The organism is Thermoactinomyces intermedius (genome assembly GCF_013912365.1).
GTDB lineage: Bacteria > Bacillota > Bacilli > Thermoactinomycetales > Thermoactinomycetaceae > Thermoactinomyces > Thermoactinomyces intermedius.
Genome location: NZ_JACETT010000067.1, coordinates 1 through 6,930 on the forward strand (window position 1 = coordinate 1; position 6,930 = coordinate 6,930).

Annotated in this window: 6 protein-coding genes and 1 pseudogene; all 7 read left to right on the forward strand. The window is 48.0% G+C overall.

Annotation, left to right across the window (positions count from 1 at the left end; all coding sequences use genetic code 11):
* Positions 1-256: 256 nt before the first annotated feature.
* The 7 genes and pseudogenes from H1R82_RS13730 to H1R82_RS13760 all read left to right on the forward strand — a co-directional run bounded on the left by H1R82_RS13730 (position 257) and on the right by H1R82_RS13760 (position 6,767).
* On the forward strand, positions 257-559 hold the full coding sequence (locus H1R82_RS13730; protein WP_181730694.1) for a PTS sugar transporter subunit IIB: 303 nt from the start codon (positions 257-259) through the stop codon (positions 557-559).
* 1 nt (position 560) lies between these two features.
* A complete protein-coding gene (locus tag H1R82_RS13735; protein ID WP_181730693.1) occupies positions 561-863 on the forward strand; it encodes a PTS lactose/cellobiose transporter subunit IIA in 303 nt (100 codons plus the stop codon).
* 15 nt (positions 864-878) lie between these two features.
* Positions 879-1,964 carry a DUF871 domain-containing protein gene (locus tag H1R82_RS13740; protein WP_181730692.1) on the forward strand — a complete coding sequence of 362 codons (1,086 nt, stop codon included), beginning with the start codon at positions 879-881 and terminating at the stop codon, positions 1,962-1,964.
* A gap of 30 nt (positions 1,965-1,994) precedes the next feature.
* Positions 1,995-2,552, forward strand: coding sequence for a glycerol-3-phosphate responsive antiterminator (locus tag H1R82_RS13745; RefSeq protein WP_037997090.1), 558 nt, complete (start codon positions 1,995-1,997; stop codon positions 2,550-2,552).
* A gap of 195 nt (positions 2,553-2,747) precedes the next feature.
* Positions 2,748-3,455 (forward strand): annotated as a pseudogene (locus H1R82_RS13750) (MIP/aquaporin family protein); the annotation flags it as partial.
* Positions 3,456-3,481: 26 nt separating this feature from the next.
* Complete coding sequence (gene glpK, locus H1R82_RS13755; RefSeq protein ID WP_181730691.1) at positions 3,482-4,984, forward strand: glycerol kinase GlpK; 1,503 nt, start codon at positions 3,482-3,484, stop codon at positions 4,982-4,984.
* Positions 4,985-5,099: 115 nt separating this feature from the next.
* On the forward strand, positions 5,100-6,767 hold the full coding sequence (locus tag H1R82_RS13760) for a glycerol-3-phosphate dehydrogenase/oxidase (protein WP_181730690.1): 1,668 nt from the start codon (positions 5,100-5,102) through the stop codon (positions 6,765-6,767).
* Positions 6,768-6,930 lie beyond the last annotated feature (163 nt).

A 6,930-nucleotide genomic window follows, 5' to 3' on the forward strand; every position in this document is an offset into this window, starting at 1 on the left:
ATATTATAACATATATATATCAGAATATTTTTTCTTTTTTATTTTTAAAACCGCATTTTGTCAAAAGGAGGTGGTTGTTCTCATTGACATGGGCGGCGGGGGCCGGGATGGCGGTCTCTGCAGACAAAATTATATGAAATAATTTGTAAAATATATGAATAGACTTTTTTTATCAATTCTAGTAGATTAAAGGTAAATAAGGTGATGAACTGGAAAAAAGAGGTTATTTTGTGCCGTTAAAAGGAGAGGATTCGGAATGAAAGTGTTGATTGTGTGCGCAGGAGGCATGTCCAGCGCGATTGTTTTGAAAGCGATTCAGTTGGAAGCGGAAAAACAAGGGTTGCCGCTCACCTTGAAAGCGATCGGTGCCCATGAGCTGGAAAATGAATTGCCCGATTATGACATGGCCTTGGTTGCCCCGCAAATCCGACACCGGTTTGTTTCGCTTTCCAATATCGGCAAAAAGCTCAATAAAAAGGTGCAACTCATTCCTTCCACGGGATATACGCCAATGGGAGCCCCGAGTGTGATCGAAATGATTAAAAAGGAGTTATTGTAAATTGGAACAAGAAATTTTTGAAATCATATTGCACGCGGGAAACGCACGCGGACTTGCTTTTGAGTCGCTGGAAGCGGCAGAAGATTTCGATTTTGAAAGAGCGGAGAAGTTGATTCAAGAGGCGGATAAAGAGTTGGCAGTTGCGCATCAATTGCAAACCAAGCTGATTCAGGCGGAACTGAATGGAGACTTGAAGGAAAAAACGTTATTATTGATTCATGCGCAGGACCATTTGATGACGGCGATGAGTGAGCAAAAATTGATTGAACGGATGATCCGGATCATCAAAAAACTGAAAGCATAAAAGGTGGGGAAATCATTGAAACGATTGGGGATTTCTTTATATCCCGGACGCACCACGTTTGAAAAAGACCGTGCTTATTTGGAGATGGCGGCCAAATACGGATTTTCCCGGGTGTTTACGTGTTTCATTTCGCTGAATGAGCAAGACGGTGCCAAGCAGGAACAATTGAAACAAACGATTGCGTATGCGAAACGGCTGGGAATGGAAGTGTATATCGATGTCAATCCGCGCGTGTTTGCCAACCTCGGGGTCCGGGCGGATGATTTGTCTTTATTTCATGACTGGGGGGTGGCCGGAATCCGGCTGGACCTGGGCTTTTCCGGGCAGGAAGAGGCCATGATGACTTATAATCCGTACGGCATCAAGATCGAGATCAACATGAGCCAGGGAACCCGGTCCATTGACCAGATTCTCAGTTACCAACCCAACAAAGAACAATTGACCGGTTGCCACAATTTTTATCCTCATCGTTATACCGGGTTGTCCTATGATCATTTCGCCCGGACCAGTTCCGCTTTTAAAGCCTTGGGGATCCCGACGGCTGCCTTTGTCAGTTCACAAAGCGCCACCCTGGGGCCGAGAGAGATTGCGGAAGGATTGTGCACCTTGGAAATGCACCGGGAACTGCCGGTCGAAATTCAAGCCAAACACCTTTTTATGACCGGGTGGATTGATGACGTGATCATCGGCAATGCTTATGCGTCGGAAGAAGAGTTGAAAAAGCTCAGCCAAATCACTCCGGAAATCCCGGCGTTTACGGTGAACATGTGTGAGGGTGCCACGCCTTTGGAGAGAAAAATTGTGTTGGAGGAACCCCATGTATACCGGGGCGATGTTTCCGAATACATGATCCGTTCCACCGGAAGTCGTGTAAAATATAAACATGCCTCTTTTCCCCCGCACAACACCCGGGAAATCCGCCGGGGGGATATTTTGATTGACAACGATCATTACGGCCAATACAAAGGAGAGCTGCAAATCGCCTTAAAACCGATGAAAAATGACGGCCGGACCAATGTGGTGGGCCGGATTGAGGAACAAGAGTTGTTTTTGCTCGATTTTTTGAAACCCTGGAGCCCGTTTCGGTTTGAGCGTTTATGAAGAACAATTTGAAACAAGAAGGTGTCAAGCATGGAGCATTTCAACAATCAGAAAATATTGCCGGCAGCCAATAATATCAAGGAATTTGAAAAGCTGATGGAAACCGACTTTGAATATGTCATTCTGTTAAACAGCCACATCGCTCAGCTGACGGCTTTAATGAAACTGGCACGGCGCCATCAAAAGAAAGTGCTGTTGCATGTTGATCTGGTTCAGGGGTTGAGAAGTGATGAATACGGCGCGGAATATCTGTGCCAAAAAGTCAAACCGGCCGGATTGATCTCCACGCGGACGCCGGTGATCCAAATGGCCAAAAAAAGATCGTTGATCGCGATTCAACGCATTTTTCTGTTGGATTCGCATGCATTAAACACCAGCTACCGGCTGATTCAATCGTTCCAGCCGGATTACATTGAAGTCTTGCCCGGAATCATCCCCCATATCATCCGGGAAATTTCCGACAATACCAACGTACCGATTCTGGCCGGGGGATTGATCCGGACCGTTGAGGAAGCCCGGGAGGCATTACAGGCCGGAGCCGTTGCGATCACGACCTCTGAACAAAAGATATGGAATAAAATTAATTAAAAAGAAATTGATTTATAAAAAACATTAATTTATAATAAGTATGAAATCGTTTTCGTGAATAAAAAGTTAATCAGGCATACCAGTGATGAGACAGGGAGAATCACGACGTCCTTTTTTCTAACGGTTGTGGAAAAAGGTTTTTAGTGATTCTTTTTGTTTTTTTGGCATCTCGGGGAAAAGGAGCGTATGGATTGGATGACACCGTTTACGGCTGAACTCATTGGAACCATGATCCTGATTGTTTTTGGAGGAGGGGTGTGCGCCGGAGTCAATTTGAAGAAAACGTTTTCCCATGGCTCCGGTTGGATTGTCATTGTGTTTGGATGGGGTTTTGCGGTGATGTTGGGAGCTTATGTGGCAGGAGACATCAGCGGTGCCCATTTGAATCCGGCATTGACCATCAGCTTGGCCGTGGCCGGCAAGTTTCTTTGGAGCCAGGTTCCGTCATATATCGCGGCCCAGATGATCGGTGCCTTTTTGGGAGCGGTGATTGTCTGGCTTTTCTATTATCCGCATTGGGAACAAACGGATGACCCTGCTGCAAAGTTGTCTGTTTTTTCCACGGCCCCGGCCATTCCGAATTTATTTTTTAATTTGATTAGTGAGATGATTGGGACATTTTTCTTGGTTTTTATTTTGCTGGTGATGGGCGCGGAAGGAATGGCGTTTGCCGACGGATTAAAAAACCTGATTGTCGGTTTTTTGATTGTGGCGATCGGGATTTCTCTCGGAGGGGCCACGGGTTATGCGATTAACCCGGCTCGTGATTTGGGTCCCCGTCTTGCCCATTTTCTTTTGCCGATTCCCGGAAAAGGGGATTCCAATTGGGGATATGCGTGGGTGCCGGTCGTCGGACCGGTGATTGGCGGAATCGTTGCCGCATGGACTTATCAGATTCTGTTTTAGCGTTTAAATGAGGTGATTGGAAAGTGACGAAAAAATATGTATTGGCGATCGATCAGGGAACAACCAGTTCACGGGCGATTTTGTTTGACCGGCAAGGCAAAATGGTTCACATGGCGCAAAAAGAATTCCAACAATATTTTCCTCATCCCGGCTGGGTGGAACATGACGCCATGGAGATCTGGAGCTCGGTCCAAAGCGTGATTGCCGAACTGTTGGCGAAATCCTCCGTGTCCGCTTCAGAGATTGCCGCCATCGGCATCACCAACCAGCGGGAAACGACGGTGGTCTGGGACAAAAAGACGGGAAATCCGGTCTACCCGGCGATCGTATGGCAATCGAGGCAAACGGCTTCCATCTGCGAGGAATTGAATCAAAAAGGATATGCCGACTTATTCCGGAAGAAAACCGGTCTTCTCATTGATCCTTACTTTTCCGGGACCAAGGTCAAGTGGATTTTGGATCATGTCGAAGGGGCACGGGAAAAAGCGGAAAGAGGAGACTTGCTGTTTGGCACCATTGACACCTGGCTGGTCTGGAAGTTGTCAGGCGGACGGGCGCATGTAACCGATTATTCCAATGCTTCCCGGACATTGATGTACAATATTTATGATTTAAAATGGGATCCGGATTTGCTTTCCATTTTGGACATTCCGGAGAAGATGCTGCCGGAAGTGCGTTCCTCTTCGGAAGTGTATACGGTGACGGAAAAATCCTTGTTCTTTGGGGAAGAAGTGCCTGTATCCGGTATCGCCGGGGATCAACAGGCCGCCCTCTTCGGACAGGCTTGTTTTGAACCGGGAATGGCCAAAAACACTTATGGAACCGGTTGCTTCATGCTGATGCACACGGGAGAAAATGCCGTGTCATCCAATCACGGGCTGCTGACCACGATTGCCTGGGGTTTGGACGGCAAAGTGGAGTACGCGCTGGAAGGAAGTATTTTTGTTTCCGGATCCGCCATCCAATGGCTGCGGGACGGATTAAAGCTGATCGATGATGCCGGAGAAAGCGAAGCCATGGCCAAAGAAGTGGATTCGACCGGAGGGGTTTATGTGGTTCCGGCATTTGTGGGGTTGGGAACGCCTTACTGGGATTCCGATGCCCGGGGAGCTGTCTTCGGACTGACAAGGGGAACGACCCGTGCACATTTTGTCAGGGCCACGCTGGAGTCGTTGGCTTACCAAACCAAAGATGTGCTCAATGTCATGGAAGAAGATGCGCAAATCCGGCTGAAAAAACTTCGTGTGGACGGCGGGGCTTCCGTCAATAACTTTTTGATGCAGTTCCAAAGCGATCTGTTGGATGTTCCTGTCGAAAGACCGCTTGTCCTTGAAACCACAGCTTTGGGAGCGGCTTACTTGGCGGGTCTTTCTGTCGGTTTTTGGAAAAGCAAGAAGGAAATTGACGAAAATTGGGTGATCGATCGTGCGTTCCAATCCAATATGGATGACAAAACACGGACCCGGTGGTATAATAATTGGAGAAAAGCGGTTGAAGCAACCCGAGCATTTAAAACAGCGGATTAATTTGGATATAAGTTAATAAACGGATGAGATCTGGAGAACAGCCTTGAAACTCCTTTGCCGTATCGGGCACAGGGGTTTTTACGGCTGTTATTTTTTTAAAAAGGAGGAAATCACCGTGAGCGGAGCTTTTTCTGTGTTGAACCGGGAACAAAAAATCAAGGATGTCCTTTCCCGGGAAATAGATCTTTTGGTGATCGGCGGGGGGATTACCGGCGCGGGCATTGCGTTGGATGCAAAAACCCGCGGTTTGAACACCGTCTTGATCGAGATGCAGGATTTTGCGGCAGGGACATCGAGCCGTTCCACCAAATTGGTGCACGGAGGATTGCGGTATTTGAAGCAATTGGAAGTCCGTCTGGTGAAAGAGGTGGGGAGAGAGCGGGCGATTGTTTATGAAAATGGTCCGCATGTGACCCGGCCCGAGTGGATGTTGCTGCCGGTCATCCAAGGCGGGACATACGGAAAACTGGCCAGCTCCATCGGGATTTGGCTTTACGATTATCTGGCGGGGGTGAAAAAGAGTGAGCGCCGGCAAATGTTGAACCGGGAAGAAACGCTGGAAAAAGAACCCTTGCTGCGAAAAGAAGGATTAAAGGGAAGCGCCTATTATGTGGAGTACCGGACCGATGATGCGCGCCTGACCTTGGAAGTTTTGAAAAAAGCCGTCGAATACGGGGTGGATGCTTTCAACTACATGAAAGCCGAGGAATTGCTGTATCAAGACGGGAAGTTGGCCGGCGTTCAAGTGCGGGATTTGTTGAATGGGGAAATTTATCAAATTTACGCTAAAAAAATTGTCAACGCAACCGGACCGTGGTGCGATGAAATTCGTGAAAAAGACGGGTCCAAAAAAGGGAAAACCCTGCATTGGACCAAAGGGGTTCACCTGGTGGTGGATCAGGGACGGTTCCCGTTGCGGCAAGCTGTTTACTTTGACACCCCGGACGGGAGAATGGTATTTGCCATTCCGCGGGACGGGAAAACATACATTGGCACAACTGACACGGATTATTCCGGCGATTTGGCCCATCCGCGGGTGACGGAAGAAGACAGGGATTACCTTTTGAATGCAGCCAACTTCATGTTTCCCGACATCCGGCTGACAAAAGATGATGTCGAATCCAGTTGGGCGGGGATCCGTCCGTTGATTCATGAAGAAGGAAAGTCTCCTTCGGAGATTTCGCGAAAAGATGAGATTTTCCGTTCCCCGTCCGGATTGATCACCATCGCGGGGGGGAAATTGACCGGTTACCGGAAAATGGCGGAAAGAACCGTTGATTTGGTGGCGAAGGAATTGACGGAAGAAGAGGGTTATCAGCTGAAACCCTGCCATACCGACCGCATCCGCATTTCCGGTGGGGAGGTCGGCGGTTCCGATCAATGGCAAGCCTTTTTGGAAGCGAAGAAAAAAGCCGGGGAAGCGATCGGTTTATCTGCTCAGGCGGCGGAAGAACTTGTTCAACGATATGGCAGCAACGTGGATCAGGTTTATCGTTATGTGGAGAAAGGAAAAGAGGCGGCTTCCCGGTACCAATTGGCTCCGGAAGTTTACGGGATGCTCAAATACGGGATTTTGGAAGAGTCTGTTGCGACTCCTGCCGATTTTTTCATTCGCAGGACCGGCAGTCTGTTGTTCCAAATTGATTGGGTGCATCAATGGAAAGACTCCGTGCTTCAAATGATGAAAGATGAGTTTGGCTGGACAGAGGATGAGATGAAGAAATATCATGATCAATTGCAAAAAGAATTGGAGGTGGCCACCACAGCGGTAGAAAGGGAATGATGGCGAGGATTCCGGATTTTTTCGGGCGAAGCAATCATCTGCTTCGCCCGTGATTTCAATGAGTATGAATGGTTTTATTGAGAACGGAAATATTTTTTTATTTTTTTGTTGACAAACTTCCGTGAAGATGTTAGGATAGTATATGTCGCCGCGAGAGAGCGGC

Excerpts from the sequence above, each read along its gene's own strand:
- H1R82_RS13745 (WP_037997090.1), top strand. The coding sequence starts at position 1,995 with ATGGAGCATTTCAACAATCAGAAAATATTGCCGGCAGCCAATAATATC.
- H1R82_RS13730 (WP_181730694.1), top strand. The coding sequence starts at position 257 with ATGAAAGTGTTGATTGTGTGCGCAGGAGGCATGTCCAGCGCGATTGTT.